Raw genomic sequence first — 25,138 nt, forward strand, 5'->3', positions numbered from 1 at the left:
TATAAAAGAATAAAACCTTTTGTAGTGAAAATTGTAAATAGCTGTCTTATATTCATAAATTTAAAACGTAAAAATATACAAGTACTTCCAAATGAGTATGTTTATAACGAAAAAGAGTGCGATGGAATTCCCGTAGAAATCAATATTTTCATATACTAAAAATATTGCATTTAAAAAAAGACACTGGGTAATTCCAGTGTCTACAAGCTTTCCAATGCTCGACTTTATATTTATCAGTTTAAATATGGCATAATCTCTAATTTATTAGTTTTATAGTAAGTCAATCCAAATCTACTAACTATATTATCTATTACCTCCTTATCACATAACCATCTGCACAATAATGGTTGTCTAAAGTAATTTTCATGAATGGCCTCTCTACTCGGAAAAACAAAGCGCTCAAATTCTAAAATGCTTTGGTTTTCTTTATTTACCCATCTTAATGGATTTTCCCTTGAAGGAGTTATATTCAATAAATCTATAATATAGGCGAAGGATACATCATAGTATTCCCATATACAAACACACTAGTACCTACAAAGTTCATTCGTCAAACAAACTCCTGTACTTTCCAAGAATTCTTCTTCAATAATTAGTAATTCTTCATCCCCTGAAAGATATTGAGAGACAATCCCCCCATATTTAGTGATTTAGTTATTGATAAATCCTTTACCAATACGTTATTTTTAACAAACTTTGCAGTTTCCATATAAATTATTCCATCTCTACTACCAATCGGGTTCCAAATTACCCCACCTATAACATACATATCATCAGGCACATTTTTTTCTAATAATCCCTTCAAATATGGTTTACCTTTCGACAAAGAGTTTTCTCCAAGATATTTTTTTAGTTCATTCTCTATATCCCATTCTTCCTCATAAGTAACCTTTGGAATTTTTGTAATTACCCAAGCATCATCTGTATTTAATAAAGCTTGAGCTTTTATAGATAAAGGGACACTTCTCCACCGTTTTTTTCTCTTCACCATACAGAATCTTCATATCTAATTTAGTATATGACCGTGGGAAAAGCATAGAGTCTCCCGGTCTAGATGCCTCCTGAAGGCACTATTTATTTGATTATAGAGCACTAACTCTCCTCATCCTTCACCAATAATTCCCGAAGTACTCCACCATCTTCATACACAATCCAGGCTGTATCTCTTTGTGGGAAAAATTTATCGTGCTTGTCTCTAGCTTTCATAGATGGCTCTCTTAAAATACGTACTCCCCAAATCATCTTGTAACCATGTTTATCAAGTGCCTGCTCTAACAAATCCAGATTAACATACAACAAGGACTGACTGTTTCGATAAGCCTCCCCTGCAAGGGAGTGAAATGCTACCAATTGTTTGTCCTTATTATAGTAACGCCAACCGTCACCTTCCGTTATATATAAGAGTTCGCGTAATAACTTAGACGGTAATTGAAACGTGTACTCTACATCAGCATTCCTCATACGATGTGTCGTCTCAGCAACTGTTTTATATAGAGGATAATCCACTAGCTTGTTATTCTCAACCGAATGAATCTGGAAAACCTGATAATCTTCCTTCATCCAAGTCATCCAAGCAAGCGAGGATGGATCCATATACGTATCGGACCTGGGTGATGAAAAGAACTCTACATCCATTTGCTTAAAATGAGACAACAAGCTTGGATTTCCTTCCCTACAGTCGAATAGAAATTGGTCATAGTCATCTTTCTTTACGACACAACTCTTGATCCACATGATGGAATCAGAAAGTGTCTGCGGTTCCGCAAGAACGGAAAAGTTATATAAGCTCACCCAGTTTCCTTTCGCGCTAACCTTTTCTAACACAGGCTTCAGTTTTGCTTCATCTGCTTTGATCCATTCACTTAAATCCGGGAATGGTGCCGTTCGGAGCCATTGTGTAATATCCCGCTTTTTGTGCGATTTTAAGTGTGGAACGGTAGGTGAAAGATCATTCGGAACGAACCAAGCCATCTGGTCTCGTCGTTCATCAAGTGACACATCTGACAACTCCTGTAATGGATTTGGAATGTCTAATAACAATGAATAGTCGTCAATCATTTCCTCTTCTCGCCCATGATCGCCATACACATATAGTGGAATTCGATCAGCAAAATAACCAAGCATGTCATGCACCGCGCACCATGTATATTTTTCGGCAAATTGCATGACGGTACTCTGGCTTCCATGAGTTGCTGGATGATATTCTCTCATGATCGCAACATCCACACCGATAACTTCTCCCGGTTGATCTCCATTAGGTTGACCGCGGAAAACTTTATCTTTCCATCCCATTCGATAGATAAATGATATCACAAATCCTAACGCCAATTGATGAGGGTTCAGACTATCTAGACCATTCTCTAGAGCATGCCCTACCAATAAACCATGTGCATCGTCTTCATATCTCGCTGGGGTGAAAGTCGACTTACGCCATTCTTCTAGCGATTCTTCATTGATATCCATCTCATTGATCGACTCTAGATCATCCTCATATTCATCTGTTTCAACACCAACCATGAGGTGATCCTTCCACGATCCAACGATTGATTGATACTGCTCTCGTCTTTCACTCATTTCCTTTTCACGTTGCTGCACAAACGTTTCTATCGAATCCTTCTCTTGTCCTTCCTCGATCTTCTCAGCTACCCAATCTAACTCCTCATTGGTTAACGCTGCCCACAGATTTGCCTCAATCGGTTCATCATCAGGACGTTTGGATTGTTTGGTAACAAAAAAATCAGTATAACCTCTTTTGATGACATACCAGCCTAAATCCATCGAAATAGGGCCAAAAATATCTGAATCTGCTAGAGCAGCTTTTACATCGATTGGCAAATATGCGGAAGAAGCAGGAAATGGTGGACGTACATTTTCAACGTCTTGCTTTCCTACAAACCCATACAGATAGGCACGTTCAACAATCGCTCTCCCCGCATATCGTATGACAGCATTATAAAGCTTCTTAATTTTCGGTTCAGCAAATACTTCGGCCAAAGCCCAGTCTGCTAAAGCTTTAAGTTCCGGTTGATTCGTCCATGTACTTGCAACAGCAAAGGCACAACACATTACGTCTTCTTTCATTTGTGGATCATTTGTTGAATAGGTTAGGGTGATTAATTGTATAAACTCCGTCGGGTTTTCTTTCCCCCATTTTGTCAGTTCCTTCCGACACGTTTGACGAACTCGGTTATCTACATTAGTTAACTGCCAAGCATATAAAAGAGGTAAACCATCATGTGTGTCGGAAGCAAGCAAGCCATTGTTTGCATTGTTCACAAAAATCGTGCCACTACCTTCCCAAACGTCATTGTTCTTTATAGGTACATATTCTGGGACCGACCAGAATAAATCACGCTCTGCCACAGTTTCGATTTCATCCAATGTTTCGTGTAGTAGAAGCGGGCCCAGTGGGTGATTCTTGATACGTGCTACTTTCACCATTAGCTGATTTACTAATTTACGACTTGCTGGCATAGAATGTGTAATGATTTTTTTCACTGCATCCGCATAGGGCTCCGTGCGGTCAGGTGTTACGTTAGCTAGTGTAAACAACTGTAGATCGAATCGGTTCATATATGTCGAATTGTTCCATAACCCGTCCTTACCAACCAGCCGTTTATGATCTTGGAGGAGGATAATGGCAGCCATTTGAATCGTACCTTGACGATAACTAAGTTCCTTTGGCAGGTCATTATCGTTTTCTTTTATTACTTTATCGACCAATTGAATTGCTAGTAAATAATCCATGATTGGCTGTAAGGCAATTTCATATTTCCTAGCAGGTGGAATTAAAGGGTTCTGCTCACTCGTTACAAATTCAGACAGTAAACCATAACCGACCATATAATCCACCAGCCGTAAAGCAACGCGTTCATCAATCATGGCTACAGACTGTGCATCCATGATCATGTTACATAATTCAGGACGATCAAATGTCCTTTGTGACACTGCACGATTAGCGATGGTAATTAATGCACGCAGAACTACATGATCTTTTGGACCCCACAAGTCTCCTAGTCTTGTCGTTATTTCCTTATCAACAGCATCAATCTTATCTCTTAGCAAGTGGGCAATTGTAAAGGATATTTCTTCCATATTTGATAACTCTTTTCCTTTATGTTGCTCACAAAACAATCGTAAAGCGAAGGGAGTCTTGATACTCCAACGTAGCCAGTTAACGTCACCTTGGTTTGTGAAAGTAATGTTGTAGGACTCTATATAAGCCGGAAATAACTGATCTACGGACGTATCCCCTTCCGTTGGTAGCCTTAATGTTTTAGGTGGTGAATCTCCGATAAAAACATACGGTCTACTAGTAACCGCAAACTTTAGTCGACGATAGTTTCGTTGTATAGCCTCTAATTCTCCAATCCTTTCCTTCCACCTGTCCCAAGGTATCGATTCATCAAGGCCATCGACACAAACGAGCACTTGGGTTAAGCCTGAAGCTACCTTACCGTCTTGATCATCGTCTTCTGCATCACGGATGTCGCATCTAGCTGCACATGCTTCTAAACCGCGCCAAATTTCATCTTCACTCCAATTAGATGATATGCCGAGAGCGTCAATCAATATATCACGCCATGATTTTTCGGATCCATACCGCTTCGCTTGGATCATCAATGCCGGTTTCTGCTCCACGTCCAAATACTGTTGAACGCCATTCGCCAGCCCATGTGTTTTTCCCGTACCAGGTTCACCTAATATTAAAACCTGATCGTTTGAAAAATTATCGTGTATTTGATCAATCTCATACTCTATGCCCATTTGATTAATAGTTTGAAGCGATTGTTTTAAGTCGGATTGATTAATGGAATAAACAGATTGAATTGGTTGATCCTTTACATAGGTGAGACACTTGTTTATATCAGGATAATCATAAGATAATAGATCAATGGATTCTCCGTTGTATTGAATCATAATCCGGAGGCAGTACAAATTGGTTTTCATTTGAAGTAGAAAGCTTTCCACCTTTTTCAATTCGTCATTAAGATTTTTATATTTATAAATGGTTTGACCAAACTGAATCTCACTAATCATTCTGTCCAGCTTTCGATCACACTGCTGCAAGACTTCCATCGCTTCTACCCTCTTGCCCTTTGCTCCTACTAGTTGATGGAGAGCAGATTGCATAACACCTTGTCCATGTAAGGAAGGGATATACCTTTGATTAAGCCAACCTGACCTCGCTTTTGCAAATTGTTGCTTCAACGTCTCAAGCGAGATCTCCTCTTTTTCAAACCAATACCGATAGATGTTGCCTGTTTGGTCCTTTTGCACTTCGTCTCTTAGTCTTGATTCATTCCATAGTTCAATGGTTAATTCCGGAAAAGTTGTATTCATCTCCAACTTAAGTTTATACCAGCGGTCTTGCTCCGTTGTTTGTGCTTTACCTTTTTTGGATGCTAAGTCCCGAGGAATACAAACGATATAGTGTTTCATGTTTGGTCTAATTTTCATCGCTGTTTTAATCGAATTTCTGATTTGATTTATTTCGCCAGCACCAATGGCATGTAAAAACCACTTTGATTGCATGCCAACGAAGGTATCATTCAAAAGCTTAGCATAAGCCTCGACACCTCCATCACCACCAGCTCCGTTCACTACAGTGAAATAGGAGATGCTGTCTCTATAGGTTCTTCTACACCACAATTCAAACAACTGATTCGCAAAAGCTTCAAATGCCTTCGTAGGTGCCTCCCCACGCTTATGAAACATTGTCCAGTCCATGATGATCAGCTCCTTATGGAGAATTTATGTCCTAGCAACCATATAGTCGACTATAGGTTGACTATTAACTTAATCTACATTATACTCTTCCTTAATTTTACCTATTTCCTGCCAAAGAGATCATATTGATGAAAGCTATTTTTAATTAACAATTTTTAATACAAAAAAGCTTCAAAAACAAGAATGGTTATTAATTAACCACCCTTGTTAAATTTACTAAAAATTCTAATNNATTTTTTTATTTAAGTTCTTACAATTTCTCTATCTTGTATACTTTTGCATATTTCATATAAATCTATAAGTGAATCGATAGATGTATCAATTAAAGGCTCAAACATGAACGAATTTAAATGCAGATGTTCAGGTGTGATGATCATAACCCTTTCAAACATTTCTTTTTCTTCATCGGATAATAAATATCCACTCTCTTTTACATCTCTATATAGTTCGTATGTTTGGCTTCCTTTTTTATCTCCATAAGGTAAACCTAATATTTTCAATGCTCTTTGTTCTGATTTTAATCTTAGTGCCATAGCTAATACTACTTTATTTTCAAGGTTAGATTGTGAACTCGAAGAATCTTTAACTGCTTTGTCAGCACATTCAAATATAGAGTCTATCACCACTTTGTTACCAAAAGATTCAATACGTGCTTCATTTGGTAATTCTGGTACAAGATCCTTTACTATTGGGAAAATATCATTCCAAGTAATTTGGTTTGTTTTTTCTTTAATGTGAAGCAGCGAGGTAAGTAAATTGTATTGTGTTTTATCTTTAGTATATCTATATTCAAGTAGATTTCTAAAAAAAGTAATAGAAGCAGTCATAATCATTTCATTCTTATGACTAGAAAATGCTTTTATCCACAACTGAAAAATGTTCCCTAAGTAAAGCGTTTCAGTGCCTTTATCTTGATTGTTAAAAGTAACCGTGTTATCTTTATTTATTCGAGCTATGAATGCATTCTCTCTATTTATAGGTATACGGCTATAGAGTGTTCTATAAAAATCATAATTATGGGTAAGAATTAAAACATCAAAATTCGGTTCATTTGAGATTTCTTTTATGTACTGGATAATTGCGTATTTGTTCTTATAATCAAAAGAATCTGCAATATCATCAAAGATTAACAATTTCTGACCACTTTCTTTTTTTAGAGATTCAATTTTAAATATAATATTTAAAAAGTATAGTGCTCTTTTTTCACCATTACTTAATACATTTTGTAAACTATCGTAATTTTTTATTGTTTCTTCTCCAGTTATATTATCTATATACTTAAAAACTACTATTGGAAGATCTAAGTTTAATATAACATCATCTTTATTACTAATGACGAGTTCAAAAGGGACATGGAAACGATTATTATATTCTTCAACAACTTTTTGCCATTCAGTTGCGCCGCTTAGCGCTTCTTTTCTTATTTCATTGAGTGCTTCATCATTTTCTAAAATGACTTTATTTATAACAGATATTTCTTCATGTAAATCGCTTAATTTATACAACCAAAAATCTCTTTCAAGAGTATCCCTACTCACTAGTAAGGGTATATATTCAGGGTTTACTTTTATAATATCCCTAAATTTTCTAGTATTAGCGTTAGAAAGCATTTTCTCAATAACGTTAAACTTATCAATTAATGATTCCTCACTCAAGATTTTCCTTTTTTCTTCAGTTAGTATTTTTTTTAATTCCTTTTCATTTTGAATAATTATATTTTCATCATTATTTAAAATAACTTTATGCTTTGCTTTAAAGAAGTTTGTTTTCCTTAATTGTACTAATATATTATCCGCATTTTGAGGGTCAAATCCATTTTCAGAAAAAACTTTTGATTCACTAAGTAACTTTTTATATAAAGTCGTATATTCATTTACATTGTTAAGGAAATCAACATTGTTAAATAATTTATCAGTATGATCATTGAATAAATCTTTATATATCCACTTCTCGTAATTGTTTAAATGTTTTTTTTCAATAAAGCTATGTAGTACTCTTACCATTGACTCATCATTCTTTGTTTCGGCAATATCTCTATCGATAAAAGCCTTTAATTGCATCCAACAATCATTTCCAAGTCTTTTCTTTAATGTAGCTTTAAAAGTATTAATTACTTCGTAAATCTGTTCGTGAATAGTAATAAATTTATTTCTTGCTTTTTCGTTAACTAATAAACTTGATGAAGCTTTTGCAAAGTCATTAGTATTGTCTAGTGAATGGATTACAATTACATTTTCTAAACTACCTATATTTGACAAATTCACATCATCAATTACGTTTGAATATGAAACAATGAAATTTGTTTGCTTGTTGAATACTTCATCTTTTGGTGATTCTCCCTTAGATAAATTGTCTAAAGTTTTTGATAAAGATGTTTTCATGACACCATTAGAAGCATAGATCATACTACTGTTATTTCCGTTTCCAAATTCTATTGTTTCCTGCATTTTTTTAATACCATAACAATTGATTAAATTTAAAGATAAAATCCTTTTATCACTCATATTATTCCCCTTTGCTAAATAGCTCCTAATAATTAATAAGCACAATATTAATATCTTTTAATTTACTGCTGCTAATATTAACTGGTGATATTTAATACTAGTTCAATTATACTAACCTACTTATTCTACCATTTTCTTCTTATAATGTAATTAACTATCATTAAGAACTATCGGTAAAATCCACAAGATCCTTTTACAATGTACATAGCATCTAAAACTAATTACAATTTATACTCACCTATAGGATCAATATCTCGAATCATCCTATTAAATATTGTAGTAATTCACCATTAGGTCCATAAAATAAAATCATAAGACCGCCTTCATGTGTTGATTTAGAATATCCTCGAAGGCGAACCTTAAATCCAAACATATCTGAGTAGTATTGAATAGCATGGTCCATATTGGTAACAATGATGGCTTTATGTTCCATTTTTATAATCATTTAGATTCCTACTTTCATCATAAATAACAAATTTAAATAGAAGTTTCCACACCCACACTAGGCTTCTCTTATTCCTGAAAAATATGAAATATGAAGCATTCATTAACTTGGACACTGGTTTCTTCATTCCTTTTAACTCTTTCACTCCACTCTTGAAATTTCGGTGCCTTTCTCTCCTTGACACACATTCCTTGTCATCTTCCAACTTAAGCCATCAACCGAGGAGACTTGGACCAATTTCGTACAAATACAAAAAACCTCCAAATTTATAATTTGAAGGCTCTTAACACACAGATTTAGCTTCTCGGTCATAGGACAGTGTCGTTCAAAATGGAAAAAAGACTGTGTAAGTAACACCCAACTTACGCCTCCCTGAATCTTTCTGACAATTTATATAGATCGAAATTAGATAAGTAGTTAGTTGTAGGTCAAAGGAAAGATAATTTAGTTTATATTCGAATCCTCAACACATTATAAATTGTAAATCATAAATTCTTTAAAATGCTACTTGCATTATTCTTATAACGTAAGCCTGCCTGAACGTAACGATCGACCATTTCCCTTGTTTTATGACCTGTTTGTTTCATAATAGCAATTTCTGTAATTCCCATCATGGCAGCACTTGAGGAAAGTCCGCTTCTTAAACTATGTGCTGCAAAGTCGTTTGCATCCATCCCAAGTTCCCCGATATATTTCTTTATAATGAGTGCTACTGATTTATCACTCAACCGTTCCTTGATATTTCCATGCCGGTCAATTGACCGAAACAACGCTCCAGTAGTAATTTTACTTATTTTAATCCATTCTTTAGTTGCCTTAACTGGACAAAATTCATTGTACGTATATACAACACCTTTTATAAGATCATTTTTAGTTTCGCGAACCCTTACGCCCATCCCAAAGTCGTTTATTTCTAAATCTTCTATATTAATAGATACCAATTCTGAACGACGGTTTGCCAGTGCAAATCCTAATAAAAGGATGGTTTTATCTCGCACACCAATAAGAGTCAAGGTGTCAATCTTACCCATTAGGGCCGGAAGGACCTGCAGCATCAACGCCTTTTTCCTTTCTTGCCGTGTACCGATTTCACTTTTTATTCCTTCCAATAAGGCTTGAACCTCAACTTCCTTTGAAGGAGGAAGATGAGGTTTGAATTTATGAGCCATATAATAGAAGAAATTCGTCTTTGTATAGTCGAATATTTATGTGTCGTTGCTAATTCCGATAAATAAAGGCAGAGCGTGCTTGCAGATGCCGGAAGAGGTTCCCTTCCATTCAACTCACACCACTATGTAAAATGCTTCCAATCCGACGCGTAACTTAACTGGGTATTTTTACTTTTGGAATTTTGTATGTAGAATTTTATTTTTTTCCAGTTTCTCATGATTATTCTGAAGAAATTTTTCTCTTTCAGTTAACATAATATCGAACCCCTTAACGGCTGGTTTTTCGATACTAAGTTCCGATAGCTATCTATTATCGGAACTTTGAATTCTCGTACCCTAGCTGTATTTGGCAATTAAAAATGCTGTTTATGGAAATGTTCTATAAATATAAAAAGCCCAAAAATATGCAAGTAGTGTATAAAAACCTGCATATTTATAGGATGTTTAATTTTATTCATTATTATGGTAAAGCCAACGATAGCTCAACAAAACAGCATTGAACTTCTTTAGTTTTTATAATAATAATAAACTACTTGAAATATATTGATTGCACATAATTCGCAACAAAATAGATGATTAAAAAGATAACTAACATAGCCAAAGGTGAGGTAGGACCTACTTTTTATATTTTTTGAGAATATGCTAAGAAGGAAACTACAAAACTAAACAGCTCATTTACCCTGTTCAATATATACAAACATTAATAGATAGAACCGCTCCTTCTTAGCGATGGTATAAAATATGTTGCAAAGTGGTTTGCTACAATAGAAGGAAGATTAGAAGAAGTGGTCAATGAATATCGAATTGGCAAACTGGCGCAGCTTTTTTCACTACCCCTTGATTTCTTTTAATCTTGTAAATATTCCAGAAGATTTTATCAAGCGAACTCCGCAGTTAAAATCAACTTCATACAATTACACTGAAGGAATTCGTCATGGATGTGAGTTTATAGATAGCATCACGGTATTGGGGATCTTATAGAAAATCCTCCTAATAAGAAGGAGGATAAGAACAGCAATATGCTTGCTGGCAGAATAGTATTCAACCATTGGGTCAACAACTCTATTCGTGGTAAATGGACTTTCTTTTCCTTGTCCGTACCTTGAACCCTGCAACATGGAAAGTTTGGTACATTCCTGAATAACTTAAAGGACGATATGTGGCATATCGTCCTTGCTCGAGTACATTATTTAAGTGCTTTACTAACTTTTAACTTCTTTCCTTTTATAGTTGTATTCTCCATCGCTTGTAAAACGAGCGAGCCTTTCCCATTTAGAATATCAACATAGGACATTTGATCTTGGATTGTAATAATCCCAATATCATCTGCAGATACTCCAGGAATTTTCGCTATCGTTCCAACAAAATCCACCGCTCGAAGCTTCTTCTTTTTTCCACCGTTAAAATATAGTTTCATGATATCTTGGTTAATTCTTGCGGTTTTATTATTTCTTACGACTCTCCGGCCGCTTATTTTTTCTTCGAAAGCAGCCTTATTTCTAGCAACTTCCTGTGGCTTTGGTGCAACCATTATAGGAAGTTCAAAGCCAATATACCTTTCAATATCTTTAACGAATTTTCCTTCATACGGTGTCGCAAACGTAATTGCCTTTCCTTCATTACCTGCGCGACCGGTTCGACCTGTACGGTGGACATAACTCTCTTTTTCCATTGGAACATCATAGTTGATCACAAGTGTCACATTATCAATATCAATTCCTCGTGCAGCTACATCGGTGGCAACTAAATAACGAAAATTACCCATTTTGAAACCATCCATTACAGCAAAGCGATCTTGTTGTTCTAATCCGCCATGGAGTCTTTCACAGGAATAATTGGCTTCTTCCAATTCGGCATAGACCGTCTCGACGTGTTCTTTCGTGCGGCAAAAAATAAGGCAGCTATCTGGACTTTCAACGACAGTAACGTCTTTCAAGAGTGGAATTTTTTCTTCTTCCTTCACTTCGATTAGACGATGTTCTATCGTATTCGTCGTGATCCCACTAGCCTCAATCTCGACATTGATAGGATTTTTCATGTACTTATGGCAGAGATTTTCAACATCTTTCGGTAATGTTGCCGAAAATACCATTGTTACTCTGTTTAAAGGGAGTTCATTAATAATGGCTTCCACTTCATCGATAAACCCCATATTAAGCATTTCATCTGCTTCATCTATAATGAGATATTTAATTTTATCTAAAACCAAGGTTTCTCTGTCAATATGATCGATAACACGTCCTGGTGTTCCAACAACGACATGAGTTTTTTGTTTCAATTCTTCTTTTTGTTTCGTAAACGGTTCTTTACCGTATACGGCCATTGCTTTGATCCGTTTAAATCTTCCAATATTCGTCATGTCTTCACGGACTTGAACAGCAAGCTCCCTGGTTGGTGTCAGGATTAAGGCCTGTGGCAATTTTTCTTCCCATTCCATCATTTCGCATATAGGAATTCCGAAGGACGCAGTTTTACCGCTGCCTGTTTGCGATTTTACGACAAGATCATGATTTGCCAATGCTAAGGGAATGACTTTACGCTGAACCTCTGTTGGAGTTTCGTATTTTAATAATGCTAAAGACCTTTTTAGTTCATCGCTTAAATTATAATCCTCAAATTTTGTTTCACTCATGTATTTACCTCGTTTTTTTTTATTATCCGGCTTATCGATAGGATTTCTCTCTAAGAAATATCATATGCATAATCTGAATATGGTTCATTATACTTGAAACATTCGAGCATATAAACGTTTCAGACGTTTTTTTAACTTTATCCCCTTTTTTTGAACTTATCCTCTTCTTCAAGGAATATCCAGGATGGTACTGGTTTTCCGCTTGTCCTTATATTTCGCTATCATGAAAATTGCCTCTATTGCATTATTGGTTTCCCAATATAGCAAAAGAGGCTCTACAGTCTGTTTGATAGTACCCTTCTTCTTAGGAAGGCCTAAAATAATTCCAGGCTATAATTAGTTGCAGAGTGGAAGGAGTATTGTATGGTCTATTACTACTATTTCTCTTCAAAAGAACATTCCTTTAGTGGAACGACCTTCGTTTTATGAACGAGTTTATACCCGAGCCATAATGCCAAAAAGATCGGTAAACCAATATAAGACACGGCCACTCCATACCAATCAATCTCACTAGTTAAAAAAGCTTGATAATTTTGGCCGAAAATGACAATGACACACATCGCCAAAGCGAGAATTGGACCAAACGGGAACCATTTCGCTTTAAATTTCAAATCGTTCAAGTCCCTGCCCTGGGCCATATATGCTTTTCTAAAACGGTAGTGGCTGACTGCAATTCCGATCCATGCAATAAATCCAGTTAAGCCTGACGCATTTAATAACCATGTATACACTTGATCTCCAAAAATAGACGTTAAAAAGGCCAAGCCTCCGATAATCGTTGTCATGACAAGGGCATTCATCGGAATCCCGCGATCATTTATATATTGTAGGAACTTAGGTGCCTGTCCGTCCTTTGCCATGGACCATAGCATGCGGGTGGATGCATATAATCCGGAACTTCCTGCCGATAATACCGATGTCAAAATAACCGCATTCATCACAGATGCCGCAAATGCAATGCCCACTTTATTAAATACAAGGGTAAAAGGGCTGACAGCGATGCTGTCGACATCCCTGCCTAACAGGTTTGGACTTGTATAAGGAATGATAAGGCCAATGACAGCAATGGCAACGATGTAGAATAGAAGAATTCGCCAAAATACTTGTCGAATCGCCTTTGGTACGTTTTTCTCCGGCTCTTCACTTTCTCCTGCAGCGATCCCTACGAGTTCCGTTCCTTGAAAGGAAAAACCTGCAATGAAAAAAATACTTAAAACAGACATAAGGCCGCCATGAACCGGAGCATCTCCTAAAGTAAAGTTTTTAAACCCGATAAACTGTCCACCCAGAATACCGAAAATAGTGAGCAAACCGACTCCAATGAAAACAATGACGGTCACTACTTTTATTAAGGAAAACCAATACTCGGATTCTCCGTAACTTTTAACCGATAATGCATTCAATAAAAAGATCAGTCCTAAAAACAGTGCACTCCACACGATGCTCGGTACATCCGGCAACCAGAACTTCATAATAATAGCTGATGCAGCGATTTCAACCGCCAATGTAACCGCCCAGTTGAACCAATAATTCCAACCAAGTGCAAACCCAAAGGCCGAATCGACAAAACGGCTGCCATAGGTTGAAAACGATCCCGAAATTGGCATTAAGGTAGCCATTTCTCCGAGACTTGTCATCAAAAAGTAGACCATGATGCCGATAGCTCCATAAGCGATTAACGCTCCACCAGGTCCAGCTGTTTGAATGGACGCCCCTGTCGCTAAAAATAACCCTGTCCCGATTGACCCGCCAATAGCAATCATCGTCATGTGACGTGCCTTTAGTTTGCGTTGAATATGACCTTTACTTTCTCCGTTATTCTGATATTTCTGATTATTTTGGTCCTTAGTATAGCTTTTGATTGCTCCCATTCTTGTCCTCCCGACTCACGTCATTAATTAATGTTTTCCATAGATCATCCAGGTGCTCTCTTGCTTCTGAAACTTTGGGATGGAACTGAATATCGGATAATTTTCTACTATGTTCCACAAAAGAAAGCGCTTTTTCCATATCTGCCATTTTAAGATTGCCAATCCTCAATTTATTACAAATAGATTTACCTGCTAACGTTCCCTGTGCCATGGCTACTTTTGCCCCTTCTATTCCGGTAATATTGCCAGCAACAAAGAGATTAGGAACTGTTGTTTCGAGCTCATTATTATGTAGTGGCACCGTTCCTGATAATCCTTCCAAAGTAACAAACTTACACCCTGCCGTAGCAGCCAGCTCATATAAAGGGCTAAGTCCTCCTGAAATACAGACTGTATCTGCTTGGATAACCTTTTGTTCTCCAATTGGGTTACCATTAACGTCAATCTTAGTAATGGTCGCACTATCGACCTCATGTTTCCCATTGATCGAAAGGATGGTGCGTCTTAAGTGAATCGGAATGCCCCACATCTTTATTCCCATAGGCGGGTAAAATTGGGCAGCAATCTTCCGTCCTGTTTTAGATTTTAATAACTTGCCTGTAAATCTTATCAATTTAGAAGGAGCAAAATCTGTCATCTCGTTTAACGTTTCTAGATGTAAAAGCGGGGAAGCGTAATCGGAGAATGGGCTATGTGGAAGCATGTAAATTCCTTCTACATCCGCTCCTGCTAGCTTCATAGAACGTGCAATCGAGAGTGACAAAATATCAATCCCAGCGACGATTACTTTTTTTCCAGGCAATACCTGATATACATTTGTCATAACTTGGGCTGCACCAATGGATAGCACACCTGGCAATGTCCAACCAGGGATAGGTATTGGCTTTTCGACAGCACCCGTAGCTAGTAATACACAATCTGCTTGAATTTCCATTCCTGATTCATTCTGAACCAGATCAGAAATATGAACCTTCCATCCTGGTTCCAATCCCCAAACTTGTCTCTCGGAAAGAATGTGAACGTTGGCAGCTAGGGCCTTTTGTTTTAATTCTTGCGCAAATTCAAATCCTTTCCACCATTTAGAATGATTCCCTTCTTGATGCAGCTGTCCTAGTAATTTTCCTCCAGGTGTTGGATGATCATCGATAACCACGACATTACCACCTCTTGAACCAATTTCAATGGCTGCAGATAAACCAGCAGGACCACCACCTACAACTACCACATCTACTTTCATTTCCTCCCCCCTTCCTTGCTTAGTCCATTTCATTAAACGGTTCTTTAGAAAAATAGTGATCCCCGTCTGTAACGCGCGTCGTACAGGCTTTGAGTAGCCCTATTTCCGGATGATAGATTCTACATTCATAGCACTGGCCGATTCCACAATACATGCCTCTAGGTTCATGATTCTTTTCACTATTTCTTAACGTCTTCACTCCATTGGCCCATAGAGCAATAGCTATTGTATCTCCCTCTCTTGCTTGAAACATTTGATGATTAAAAGTAAACGAGATGGTTTTTGTCGAGCGTGAGGGAAGGATAGGATGCTGAATTCTCATATCGAATTCTCCTTTTTCACTATTTTGGCTAAGGAGACAGGACGAACTGGCTGATGAAAGGTTAGTTGACTTGGGCTATGAACACTCTCCTTATGATTGTCTGGCAGCAATGCATTCAATAATGGTCTGCATAACCTGCCCTGGCACATTCCCATTCCCGCACGGGTGGACATTTTCATTTCCTGACTATTCGAGGCTCCGGCAGCGATGGCATCTTGAATATCTTCTATTGAAACTTCTTCACAACGACAGATGATGAAAGAATGGTTACACATTAAGTTTTCCTGCCTTCTTTTTCGACCGGGCTACTGAAAAACGAGAAAGAATGGGGGCGTAAATTGGATTTACTCTTCCATTAAATTGATACGCTAAGCTATATGCCATGAGGTTGCCCATGACGGCTGACATACCATATCCATGACCGTTATAACCTCCAGAGATAAAGGCATTGTCCAATGTTTTTAATATCCCAAAATACGGTAGATGATCCTCCGTCAGTTCGACTGTCCCAGCAAACGCCCGAAGCAATTGTTTATGGCTGTAGGTAGGGAAAAGTTCTAGTAATCTACTTGAAAGAAACTCCAATGCATAGTTCGTATTCGAAACATCGAATCCATTCGTTTCCCAAGAGCCTCCCCCGCCAAATAAAATATTGCCAGCGTGAGTTTGCCGTAAATATAAAGAATTCCCTGTAACAAATGGGTGAATCCTCCTTTTATTAACAATCTCGGAGACAAGAATTTGAGAACGTCTTGGAATGACGACGACTTGTTCGTTTAACTTTTTACATACTTCTGTTGTCCATGGTCCACAACAAAGCAGAAAGGCATCCGATTGAAACTTTCCTTTTTCCGTAATGACATACTCAATAGTGCGATTACTAGTCTTAAAGTCAAGGACCTCACAATGATTGACTACAGTAGCTCCATGTTCTTTTAAATACTTTAGTAAACTAGTCATGGTTGTAAAAGGATAGCTTTGCCCATCGGATTTGCTAAACAAAGCCATTTTTGTTTCGGATGTTAGATCCGGAACCATGCATTTCAGCTCATCTGGAGTAAGAACCTTAACTTTTAACCCCGCTGTAGTGTATATTTCATGTGCCGCAATGAGTTTTTCTTGTTCTACTTCATTTCTCGCGACCATTACATGACCAGATGAAACATATTTCGTGTCAATCTTTTTTTGTTGGAGCGAGCTCCAAATCTCAGTGGCCAACCTGGCGAAAGGGATTTCGGATAACTCCCTGCCTAAAGACAGCACTCCGCCTCCATTCCTTCCAGAAGCTGCTGCACCAAATGACTTTTTTTCCAAAATAGTGATCGTAAATCCACTTTTTTGCAAAAAAAAGGCGGACATTAGACCAACAATTCCACCTCCAATAATGGTGATATGCCTATTTTTCTGTTTTAAATGTGGATGATCGGAAAGAAATTCTTTTAATTGATCATAGGTGTCCTTAGCTTGAATAGCTAATTTACTAGTCTCATTGTCTATGTGAAGATTTAATAAACTAAGACGATCCATTTCTTCCTTCATATTGGTTTACTTCCTTTGAGATATTTTTTGGAGACTTCAATTTTTACCTGACTAATCGTAAAAATGAAATGAGTCTCTCACTCTTCGGCTGGATCAAAACTTCCTTGGGGTCACCTTGTTCCTCGATCACTCCGTCGGCCATAAAGATGACCCTGTCGGCCACCTCTTTTGCAAAGCCCATTTCATGAGTGACGACGACCATGGTCATGCCTTCAAAAGCTAATTGCTTCATTACTTGCAAGACTTCCCCAACCAATTCCGGGTCTAATGCGGATGTAGGCTCATCAAAAAGCATAATCTTCGGATTCATCGCTAGTGCTCTTGCAATGGCTACACGTTGCTGCTGCCCTCCTGATAGCTTTTTTGGATATACATCCTTTTTATCCTTCAAGCCTACTTTTTCCAAAAGCTTGATCGCTTCCATCTCTGCTTCAGCTTTACCCTTATTCAATACTTGAATGGGACTAACCGTTACGTTTTCTAATACGGTCATATGTGGAAATAAATTAAATTGCTGAAACACCATCCCCACTTCCTGACGAACTTTACTAATGTTTTTTATAGAATTGTCCAATTTGATATTGTCAACGATGACATTTCCGCAAGTTACCGTTTCGAGTCGATTGATACACCGGAGTAAAGTGCTTTTCCCAGAACCGCTTGCACCAATTAATGCAACGACCTCACCTTTATAGATTTGAAGGTCAATCCCTTTTAATACCTCTAATTGATCAAAGCTCTTATGGAGATTTTCAATATGAATAATGGGGGATAATGGGCTCGCCATTTCTATTTTCCTAGCTTCCACTTCATTTCCTCCTAGCGTTCACTTATAGACATTCGTTGTTCAATCTTGTTCAAAATAAACGTAAAAATGGTTGTCATCACTAGATAGAAACCCGCCGCGACAATATAAAATTCAATAAACGCATAATTCGTAGCCGCAAATCGCTGCGACACCATCATTAATTCGGATACTGTTACAAGTGAAGCCAACGATGAATCCTTCAGCATCATGACAGCTTGGTTTCCAAGGGAAGGTACGCTGACTCGAAGAGCCTGTGGCAGGATGATTTTTTTCATGATGACAGGGTATCTCATCCCTAAAGATTCTGCAGCCTCCATTTGTCCAATTGGAACGGACATAATGCCGCCACGGTATATTTCAGCAATGTAGGCAGCCGCATTCAACCCTAATGCAATGACAGAAGAAATAAATGGGGTTAGCTCAATTCCTATTTGCGGTAATCCGAAATATACAAGAAATAATTGAACGAGCATGGGTGTCCCACGAATGATCCAAATATAGAATTGAGCAATATAGGACAAGATTTTTATTTTAGAAATCCTCATTAATGCAATGAGAAGACCAAAAACCATGCCTATGATTATGGATACTAACGACAGTTGAATCGTAACAAATGCCGCCTTTACCAAGAACGGTATAAACTCGCCAACTAAACTAAAATTAAGCATCCTATCTCTCCTTAGCGAATATCTTCACCGAACCATTTCTTACTAATTTCTTCGTATGTTCCATCTTCCATCATATCCTTAAGATGTTTATTGATTTCAGCTTTTAATGCTTCTTCATGCTTGTTTAATGTGATTCCAGCGGCATCCCTGTACAGCATGTCTCCAACAGCCTTAACCTTAAATCCTTTTTCTTTAATCATTCTAGAACCAACAGCTTTATCTGTAATGACCCCTACCACACGTTTATTCGCCAAGTCTTGGAAGGTTAAAAGATCGCTTTTATAATTCACAATCGTGGCCCCTAGCTCAGTGGCTTTCTTTTCAAATGTCGTACCAATGGCTACACCGACTTTTTTACCGTTAAGATCTTTTTTGGGATCTTTAATTTCTGAATAATCCTCATTTACAAATAGCTGGGCACCGGTATGATAGTAGGGATCCGAGAAGTCTACTTTTTGTTTCCGTTCTTCTGTGATTGCCATACTCGAAATAATAATGTCATATTTCTTTGATTGTAATCCCCCGATAATCGTGTCCCAAGGAGTCGCTACATAATTAGGCTTCACTCCCATTCTTTTTGTCAATTCATTCGCAATATCAACATCAAATCCTATTAACTTATTACTCTTATCAAAATAGTTAAATGGAGGATACGCACCCTCGATTCCAATTTCAATCACGCCATTTTTCTTAATAGCCGCCAGGCTGTCTGAATCTTCGTTCGCATCCTTTCCTCCAGTACTTGTGCTTTTCTCACTACTTCCACATGCAGCTAGCATAAAAGTTAAACATAAGGTCATTACGAGTAAAATAGGGTTCTTCACATTAGCCCCTCCTAAAGTTATAACGGAATAGTAATTCTATTTCTAAAACTACAAAACTATCATATTCCCTCGAATTCCAGCTTGTAATCCCTTGTCCTTAAGATAAAATTCATCTCCCGTTTACGATAGAAAAACGGGAGATGGCTTTGCCAATTATTTCGAAAAATCAAAGTAGTTTCGCTTCAATAAGCGTGGAGCTGCCATAAGTGTTCCATAGGTCATACTTTTTTCAAGTTTTGCGCAATCTATTAAAAATAGCTGATCCTCAATTTCTTTCACCGTATCATCGGTTTGATAGGTCATTCCGCATTCCAAGCAATGAGTGGTCGGTGTGTCCTGAATCTCGATTGCTTTTGTTCCATCTGGAAGTTCCCAATACACTGTGTTGCTCGTTTCACGTGCTGTGTCAGATTCGCACCATTGACAAATCAAAATTATTCCTCCTTTGCTCCCACTGTTTCATATTTCTTCATTTGTGATTGGAACTTTTTCTCTTTTAGCTCGTCACGTTTTTCACGTTTATCTTTTAATGAACTATGCTCATTACTTTCATTATAAGTCTTGCGGCGATCTAACCGTTTTAATCCTTCAGGTGTAAGGTTAAATTTCGTATCATCAATAATCGATAGGACGCCATTACTTTCAAACTTTTCGAACACTTCAGGATATACCTTTTTGTAGTAATCCTCTGCACTGCCTGACTGATAATTTGTTGGTTCCGGATAAGAGGTAATGACACCTTCAAAGTTACGTAATACGACTTTATTCGCACTTTGAGAAATGATATAGTTCGGCTGCAATGGAATTTTGCCTCCTCCACCCGGGGCATCAACAATAAATGTCGGAACAGCATAACCCGATGTATGGCCGCGAAGTCCTTCCATAATTTCCAATCCTTTGCTGATTGGTGCACGGAAATGGCCGATCCCTTCTGATAAATCACATTGGTAAATATAATATGGGCGAACGCGAATTTTAACAAGGTCATGCATCAGCTGTTTCATGATCGGTACACTGTCGTTAATGCCTGCTAAAATAACCGCCTGGTTCCCAACAGGTACACCAACATTTGCAAGCATTTCACATGCACGCTTCGATTCTTCCGTAATTTCAATAGATGTATTGAAATGCGTATTCAACCAAACTGGATGATACTTTTTCAAGATATTACAAAGATTTTCAGTAATACGCTGCGGGAACACAACAGGTGCTCTTGTACCGATACGAATAATTTCTACATGTGGAATCTCACGTAAACTTTTTAAAATATATTCTAAAATATTGTCATTAATAAGGAGCCCGTCTCCTCCGGAAATTAACACATCTCGGATCTGTGGGTTCGATGCGATATAATTAATGGCTGTGTCTAACTGTTTCTTTGGTACGCCCATGCCGATTTGTCCGGAGAAGCGTCTTCTTGTACAGTAACGGCAGTACATGGAGCACTGGTTTGTAACTAAGAACAACACACGATCCGGATACCGATGGGTTAACCCAGGTACTGGTGAATCTTCATCTTCGTGAAGGGGATCTTCTAAGTCATATCTTGTTTTATGCAATTCCGCAGAAATCGGAACAGACTGCATCCGAACCGGACATCTTGAATCATCTGGATCCATAAGCGATGCATAATATGGCGTGATGTTTAATGGGATTGTTTTTGTTGAGATTAAAACCCCTTCCTCTTCTTCTGGTGTTAAGTTAACTACTTTCTTTAAGTCTTCTAAATTTTTGATCGTATTCGTAAGCTGCCAAACCCAATCGTTCCATTGCTCATCCGTTACATCCTTCCAAAGCTCGATTTCTTTCCAATGTCTTTTCGGTTTGAATAAAGTGTTTCTCATGATTAAGCTCCCCCTAAATTGGTTGATTTTTTATGACCACTTGAATGAATACTCTGTTTATTAAGAAATGGCATATTCCATATAATAGCGATTTTCCCCTTCACCAAATTCATCGAATCTCGTCTCTTTAATGACAAACCCTAATTTTTCATATAACTTGACGGCTGGCTTGTTTTGAGTACTGACCGTTAAGCAAACCTTATGAAATCCATCTTGTTTTAAAATCGGATAAATATCCTGAAAGAATAATTTTCCGATTCCTTTCCCTTGCTGGTCAGAGCGTACATAAAACCCAAAAATGTAGGCTTTATGAATATCATTGTAAGCTCTCATCACTTCACAAATCGCAATCGGCCTTGGATCGTTTTGCTGCCGGTATTGAATGAGTTTCCCGTAGCGTGTAAGCGGGACAAGGGCTTGTTCATCTACTGCTCCTAATCCTGGAAACGCATCTCGCTCAAGCTCCATCATCATATTTAGCTGTTCTGGATTCAATGAAGATGGTACTTCGACATAATAAGTTTTGTTTAATGTGTTCATTTTTCTGCCCCCCTCCGTTCTCCTTCATATTGAATATCATTGAGCGGCCAAATTGGCTTAGGAATGTAACGATACGTAAAAGTTGTTAAACGATTGGATGCAACACCCGGTGCATCCACATAAATGATACGGCCAACAATCGGCTCAAACGCTGCCCGGAAATGATTTTTAGCCTTTAGCCCAAGAATTCTTTTTGTGGATGGCTCAAGACCAATATGACGAAACATTTCCGGATCATTCGCTGACATCGGTCTTCCAATAAGGAGGATATCCATCTGGCCAACGCGAATGTGTGCCGCCCCCTTTAAATCGACTCTTAAATGCTGGTTGAACGGTCCAGAATTGTGAAATACACCGTTTGATAAAGCCACTACCGTTGCTTCGACCTGTATGGACTCCCCAAATTCAGGCGATACTTTCCCTCCTAGGGACAGCATTACCTTATTTCCGGCTCCCTTCTTGCGGCAAACCTCAATGGATTCTGGATCGTAAAGTCCTCCAAACAGCGTGTCGGGAATGTTCATTTCCACCATCTCCCGCAACAGCTCTGTTGTATCCCCGCTTCCGCAGCTTAGAGGATTATCAGAGATGTCCGCCAGCACGACCGGTTTGTCGTCTTCAATCGACATGGCCAAAGCGAGCCCTTCTTTTACACCGGGCAAATCCATGATAAATTCTTCTCTTACGCTCCAGAACAAGGAAGCCATCTTTTGGGCAGTCTCTTTTCCTTTTTGCGGATCGAGCGAAACAACAAGTACACTTGCACCGACCATGGGAATATCCGAGTAAGGAAAGCCGCCAAATACGGACACATGATAAATACCTGCTTCCTCTTCGGCTTGTTTCGCCCACTCTATCATTTTGTGCATCGGCCCTTCTGCCGTTCTCATATTGATAGAGGGAGGCATCATCGGCAACTTTTCAAAAGAAGCGTAGTAAGTCACACCTTCCTTTAATTGATTTAACAAAGCGATTGCCGCATGAACACCTTGTTCGTACATATCAATATGCGGATATGTTTTAAATCCAAAATGAAGTGGTGTGTAATCAATCATTTTTCCACTTAAATTGGCGTGCATATCCAGTGTTGTCGCAATCGGGACATTCGGTCCGATAAGCCCCCGAATTTTTCCTAATAAATGCTCTTCCGGATCAAAGAGGTGCTCGACGACCATCGCTCCATGCAGTGCAAGCAATAATCCGTCCAGCCTTCCCGCCTGCTGAATGGACTCTAGCATTTGATTTTCGATGATGGAGTACGCTTCTGTTGATACTACGCCCGATGGGACCGCTGCCGCACAAAGCAGCGGTACGATTTCTACATCCTCGTCCTGTTTTAATACATCCAGAAACCCGCCCACTTCTGTCTTCGTACCTGTATAGGCATCATAAATTTCATCGCCGATAAAGTAGCCTTCATTTCGAAACTGTTCAATTTCAGTTTTCATCGGGCTGAAACTGTGGGATTCATGGTAAAAGAATGCAATACCAATACGATTTTTTCTCATGTTCTCCCACCTTATAATAGATATGGTCTGTTCATTAATAGTTCGTATAAATGGACTTCCACTCAGTCATGACATCAAATGCATGATGGGAAACTTCACGGTGACCGTTTCCGGACATCTTCATCCCCCCAAACGCCACTCCCATCTCGGCATTGGACGTTCCGTTATTAATATAGACAAGTCCGCTAACCGCTTCCTTTGCAGCACGGTTTGCATAATGAAGGCTCTCTGTATAAATAGAAGTCGACAGCCCATAAATGGTCCCGTTATTTACCTCCATAGCTTCCTCATATGAATCTACTTCAATGATGGCAAGAACTGGACCAAATATTTCTTCCTGTGCAATGGTATCATTCGGTTTTACATTCTCAATGATGGTCGGTTCATAATAATAGCCGCCCAATTCTTTGACACGCTGGCCACCTGACACAATCTTTCCACCTTCTTCAATCGCTGTTTTTACATATTTTTCGACTGTATGAAGCTGGTCTTCATTTACGAGAGGGCCCACTTGTTTCCCTTCTTCAAGTCCATTTCCTATTTTCATAGACTTTGTTAAATCTACTACTTTTTGTACGAGCCGTTCCTTTACTGTACGCTCGACGATTACTCGGCTTGCCGCTGTACAGCGTTGACCAGTTGTTGTAAACGCTGATTTTACGATTCCGTCTGCCGCCTTGTCCAAGTCTGCATCCTTCAAGACGATCACGGCATTCTTCCCGCCCAATTCCAATGAAATACGTTTTAACGTTTTACTGCTCATTTCACTCAGCAGTTTTCCAACTTCAGTTGAACCCGTAAACGAAATGACTTTCACATCCGGATGCTCTGCAAGTCTTTGTCCCACAATCCTTCCCGAACCAGTAATTAAGTTAACAACTCCCCCAGGAAATCCAGCTTCATCCAAAACCTCCAAGAAAATTTTTGCCGATAAAGCAACCTCTGAAGCAGGCTTCCATACGACGGTATTCCCAGCAATCAAAGCTGAAAAGATTTTGTAGGAAGCAAGCGCAACCGGGAAATTCCAAGGCGTAATGCACGCGACAACTCCAAGAGGTTCACGAACCATTCTTACGTTACGGTCCGGGAAACCTGCCGGGACTATTTCTCCAAATAGGCGTCGTCCCTCACCGGCCATGTATTGAGCCGTTGAGATGACGACTCCTACTTCGCCTAATGACTCCGACAGGACTTTACCCATCTCCATTGTCATGACACGAGCAAGTTCGTCTTTTCTCTTTTCAAACAACTGAGCTGCTTTCATTAAATATGCTGCTCGTTCTGGAATGGGGGTGTTCTTCCATTTCAAATAGGCTTCATTTGCTATTTCGACAGCATCATCCACTTGTTCTGGTGTAGCAGCCGCATATATACCAACAAGTTCACCTGTTGCAGGATTTAAACTATTAAAATACGATTGATCGGGCGCAGTTACCCATTCTCCATTTATATAAAGATCTCCCTGAAGAATATCTGTTTTGATTTGGCTAGACATAA

The 25,138-nt window shown here is 38.5% G+C and carries 20 protein-coding genes; 1 reads left to right on the plus strand and 19 read right to left on the minus strand.

The window, feature by feature from the left end:
• Positions 1–592: 592 nt before the first annotated feature.
• The 5 genes from V7077_RS12030 to V7077_RS12050 form a co-directional block, all read right to left on the minus strand.
• The gene (locus tag V7077_RS12030) at positions 593–991 is read right to left on the minus strand and encodes a hypothetical protein (RefSeq protein WP_335501768.1); all 399 of its coding nucleotides are present in this window, start codon (positions 989–991) and stop codon (positions 593–595) included.
• A gap of 101 nt (positions 992–1,092) precedes the next feature.
• Positions 1,093–5,730, minus strand: coding sequence for a hypothetical protein (locus V7077_RS12035; protein WP_335501770.1), 4,638 nt, complete (start codon positions 5,728–5,730; stop codon positions 1,093–1,095).
• A 242-nt stretch (positions 5,731–5,972) separates the two neighbouring features.
• Positions 5,973–8,234, minus strand: coding sequence for a hypothetical protein (locus tag V7077_RS12040; protein WP_335501772.1), 2,262 nt, complete (start codon positions 8,232–8,234; stop codon positions 5,973–5,975).
• A gap of 259 nt (positions 8,235–8,493) precedes the next feature.
• Positions 8,494–8,667 (minus strand): VOC family protein, encoded by a 174-nt coding sequence (locus V7077_RS12045; RefSeq protein ID WP_335501773.1) that lies wholly within the window; start codon positions 8,665–8,667, stop codon positions 8,494–8,496.
• Positions 8,668–9,164: 497 nt separating this feature from the next.
• A complete protein-coding gene (locus V7077_RS12050; RefSeq protein WP_335501775.1) occupies positions 9,165–9,788 on the minus strand; it encodes a site-specific integrase in 624 nt (207 codons plus the stop codon).
• A gap of 852 nt (positions 9,789–10,640) precedes the next feature.
• Between V7077_RS12050 and V7077_RS12055 the strand changes: the two genes are divergently transcribed.
• Positions 10,641–10,829: a hypothetical protein gene (locus tag V7077_RS12055; protein WP_335501777.1), complete on the plus strand. Its 189-nt coding sequence runs from the start codon at positions 10,641–10,643 to the stop codon at positions 10,827–10,829.
• A 205-nt stretch (positions 10,830–11,034) separates the two neighbouring features.
• On the opposite strand, the gene V7077_RS12060 is transcribed toward V7077_RS12055, so the two are convergent.
• The 14 genes from V7077_RS12060 to V7077_RS12125 all read right to left on the minus strand — a co-directional run bounded on the left by V7077_RS12060 (position 11,035) and on the right by V7077_RS12125 (position 25,136).
• Positions 11,035–12,480 (minus strand): DEAD/DEAH box helicase, encoded by a 1,446-nt coding sequence (locus V7077_RS12060; protein WP_335501779.1) that lies wholly within the window; start codon positions 12,478–12,480, stop codon positions 11,035–11,037.
• A gap of 377 nt (positions 12,481–12,857) precedes the next feature.
• The gene (locus V7077_RS12065) at positions 12,858–14,351 is read right to left on the minus strand and encodes an amino acid permease (RefSeq protein ID WP_335501781.1); all 1,494 of its coding nucleotides are present in this window, start codon (positions 14,349–14,351) and stop codon (positions 12,858–12,860) included.
• Positions 14,326–15,588 (minus strand): NAD(P)/FAD-dependent oxidoreductase, encoded by a 1,263-nt coding sequence (locus tag V7077_RS12070; protein WP_335501783.1) that lies wholly within the window; start codon positions 15,586–15,588, stop codon positions 14,326–14,328. The genes V7077_RS12065 and V7077_RS12070 overlap by 26 nt, the downstream gene beginning before the upstream one ends.
• A gap of 19 nt (positions 15,589–15,607) precedes the next feature.
• Positions 15,608–15,910, minus strand: a complete 303-nt coding sequence (locus tag V7077_RS12075) for a (2Fe-2S)-binding protein (protein ID WP_335501785.1) — start codon at positions 15,908–15,910, stop codon at positions 15,608–15,610.
• Positions 15,907–16,185 carry a (2Fe-2S)-binding protein gene (locus V7077_RS12080; protein ID WP_335501788.1) on the minus strand — a complete coding sequence of 93 codons (279 nt, stop codon included), beginning with the start codon at positions 16,183–16,185 and terminating at the stop codon, positions 15,907–15,909. The genes V7077_RS12075 and V7077_RS12080 overlap by 4 nt, the downstream gene beginning before the upstream one ends.
• Positions 16,178–17,449 carry an NAD(P)/FAD-dependent oxidoreductase gene (locus V7077_RS12085; RefSeq protein WP_335501790.1) on the minus strand — a complete coding sequence of 424 codons (1,272 nt, stop codon included), beginning with the start codon at positions 17,447–17,449 and terminating at the stop codon, positions 16,178–16,180. Before V7077_RS12085 ends, V7077_RS12080 begins: the two co-directional genes overlap by 8 nt.
• Before the next feature lie 43 nt (positions 17,450–17,492).
• The gene (locus tag V7077_RS12090; RefSeq protein WP_335501986.1) at positions 17,493–18,215 is read right to left on the minus strand and encodes an amino acid ABC transporter ATP-binding protein; all 723 of its coding nucleotides are present in this window, start codon (positions 18,213–18,215) and stop codon (positions 17,493–17,495) included.
• Between the two features lie 53 nt (positions 18,216–18,268).
• On the minus strand, positions 18,269–18,925 hold the full coding sequence (locus V7077_RS12095) for an amino acid ABC transporter permease (RefSeq protein WP_335501792.1): 657 nt from the start codon (positions 18,923–18,925) through the stop codon (positions 18,269–18,271).
• 11 nt (positions 18,926–18,936) lie between these two features.
• Positions 18,937–19,749 (minus strand): transporter substrate-binding domain-containing protein, encoded by an 813-nt coding sequence (locus V7077_RS12100; RefSeq protein ID WP_335501793.1) that lies wholly within the window; start codon positions 19,747–19,749, stop codon positions 18,937–18,939.
• A 153-nt stretch (positions 19,750–19,902) separates the two neighbouring features.
• Entirely contained in the window at positions 19,903–20,181 is a 279-nt protein-coding gene (locus V7077_RS12105) for a YokU family protein (RefSeq protein WP_335501795.1), read from the minus strand.
• Positions 20,182–20,183: 2 nt separating this feature from the next.
• Entirely contained in the window at positions 20,184–21,593 is a 1,410-nt protein-coding gene (gene ablA / locus V7077_RS12110) for a lysine 2,3-aminomutase (protein ID WP_335501797.1), read from the minus strand.
• Between the two features lie 60 nt (positions 21,594–21,653).
• Positions 21,654–22,133: a GNAT family N-acetyltransferase gene (locus V7077_RS12115; RefSeq protein WP_335501799.1), complete on the minus strand. Its 480-nt coding sequence runs from the start codon at positions 22,131–22,133 to the stop codon at positions 21,654–21,656.
• On the minus strand, positions 22,130–23,641 hold the full coding sequence (locus V7077_RS12120; RefSeq protein WP_335501802.1) for a M81 family metallopeptidase: 1,512 nt from the start codon (positions 23,639–23,641) through the stop codon (positions 22,130–22,132). The genes V7077_RS12115 and V7077_RS12120 overlap by 4 nt, the downstream gene beginning before the upstream one ends.
• Positions 23,642–23,675: 34 nt before the next feature.
• The gene (locus V7077_RS12125) at positions 23,676–25,136 is read right to left on the minus strand and encodes an aldehyde dehydrogenase family protein (protein ID WP_335501804.1); all 1,461 of its coding nucleotides are present in this window, start codon (positions 25,134–25,136) and stop codon (positions 23,676–23,678) included.
• Positions 25,137–25,138: the final 2 nt, after the last annotated feature.

This window comes from Neobacillus vireti, from assembly GCF_036962465.1.
In the GTDB taxonomy this organism is placed as follows: Bacteria; Bacillota; Bacilli; order Bacillales; family Cytobacillaceae; genus Neobacillus; species Neobacillus vireti_B.

Coding starts and splice junctions, on each gene's coding strand:
- V7077_RS12030 (WP_335501768.1), bottom strand. CDS start 991: ATGGTGAAGAGAAAAAAACGGTGGAGAAGTGTCCCTTTATCTATAAAA.
- V7077_RS12035 (WP_335501770.1), bottom strand. CDS start 5,730: ATGGACTGGACAATGTTTCATAAGCGTGGGGAGGCACCTACGAAGGCA.
- V7077_RS12040 (WP_335501772.1), bottom strand. CDS start 8,234: ATGAGTGATAAAAGGATTTTATCTTTAAATTTAATCAATTGTTATGGT.
- V7077_RS12045 (WP_335501773.1), bottom strand. CDS start 8,667: ATGGAACATAAAGCCATCATTGTTACCAATATGGACCATGCTATTCAA.
- V7077_RS12055 (WP_335501777.1), top strand. CDS start 10,641: ATGAATATCGAATTGGCAAACTGGCGCAGCTTTTTTCACTACCCCTTG.
- V7077_RS12060 (WP_335501779.1), bottom strand. CDS start 12,480: ATGAGTGAAACAAAATTTGAGGATTATAATTTAAGCGATGAACTAAAA.
- V7077_RS12065 (WP_335501781.1), bottom strand. CDS start 14,351: ATGGGAGCAATCAAAAGCTATACTAAGGACCAAAATAATCAGAAATAT.
- V7077_RS12070 (WP_335501783.1), bottom strand. CDS start 15,588: ATGAAAGTAGATGTGGTAGTTGTAGGTGGTGGTCCTGCTGGTTTATCT.
- V7077_RS12075 (WP_335501785.1), bottom strand. CDS start 15,910: ATGAGAATTCAGCATCCTATCCTTCCCTCACGCTCGACAAAAACCATC.
- V7077_RS12080 (WP_335501788.1), bottom strand. CDS start 16,185: ATGTGTAACCATTCTTTCATCATCTGTCGTTGTGAAGAAGTTTCAATA.
- V7077_RS12085 (WP_335501790.1), bottom strand. CDS start 17,449: ATGAAGGAAGAAATGGATCGTCTTAGTTTATTAAATCTTCACATAGAC.
- V7077_RS12095 (WP_335501792.1), bottom strand. CDS start 18,925: ATGCTTAATTTTAGTTTAGTTGGCGAGTTTATACCGTTCTTGGTAAAG.
- ablA (WP_335501797.1), bottom strand. CDS start 21,593: ATGAGAAACACTTTATTCAAACCGAAAAGACATTGGAAAGAAATCGAG.
- V7077_RS12115 (WP_335501799.1), bottom strand. CDS start 22,133: ATGAACACATTAAACAAAACTTATTATGTCGAAGTACCATCTTCATTG.
- V7077_RS12120 (WP_335501802.1), bottom strand. CDS start 23,641: ATGAGAAAAAATCGTATTGGTATTGCATTCTTTTACCATGAATCCCAC.
- V7077_RS12125 (WP_335501804.1), bottom strand. CDS start 25,136: ATGTCTAGCCAAATCAAAACAGATATTCTTCAGGGAGATCTTTATATA.